This is a genomic window from Achromobacter sp. GbtcB20 (genome assembly GCF_019091095.1).
Classification (GTDB): Bacteria; Pseudomonadota; Gammaproteobacteria; order Burkholderiales; family Burkholderiaceae_B; genus Achromobacter; species Achromobacter mucicolens.
This window is the reverse complement of record NZ_JAGXJZ010000114.1, coordinates 1-698: the sequence shown is the minus strand read 5'-3', so window position 1 is coordinate 698 and position 698 is coordinate 1. Positions and strand designations below refer to the sequence as shown.

Below are 698 nucleotides of genomic sequence, written 5' to 3'. Positions count from 1 at the left end.
TTTTCGTCCATGCGCAGCCGGGGACAGGCGGCGGCCTTTGTCCCGGGTTCGGATTACCCATCGTCACGCGGGCGGTGTACCATTCGGCTGCGCTGTATTCAATCAAAGGAAGTCATGTCCCGTTCCCGCCTTCGTGCCTTGCCGACGCACCCGCTCGCCGCGCTGTCGCTGCTGTTCCTGTTCCTGTTCGCCGTCCTGCTGGCCGCGCCGAGCCGCGCCGCCGACGAGTTCCTCGATCCTGCCATCGCCTTCAAGTTCTCGGCGCGCATGGAGGGCGAGCGCACCGCGGTCGTCACCTACGACATCGCGCCCGGCTACTACATGTACCGCGAACGCTTCGCCTTCACGGCCCGCGGCGCGAAGCTGGGCACGCCGGACATCCCGCCGGGCAAGGTAAAGTACGACGAGACCTTCCAGAAGGATGTCGAGACGTATAAAGGGTCGGTGACGATCCGTATCCCGGTCGAGGGCAGCGGTCCCTTCACCCTGAACGCGACCAGCCAGGGCTGCGCCGACGCCGGCCTGTGCTATCCGCCGCAGGAAGCCAGCGCGCAGCTGGCCGCCGGCGGCGCCGCGCCACAGATGAGCCTGCCGAACGGCGGCGCGACCGCGTCCGCACCCGGCTTCCTCTCCTCCAGTCCGCAAAGCGAAGGCAATGCCGGCGCCGCCGCGCGTCTCGGCCTGCCAGTCGACGCCGC

1 protein-coding gene is annotated in these 698 nt (G+C 68.6%); it reads left to right on the top strand.

Annotation, left to right across the window (positions count from 1 at the left end):
• Positions 1–114: 114 nt before the first annotated feature.
• Positions 115–698 (top strand): protein-disulfide reductase DsbD N-terminal domain-containing protein (locus KVT32_RS28065; protein ID WP_217619194.1); only part of this gene is annotated, 584 nt, incomplete at its 3' end.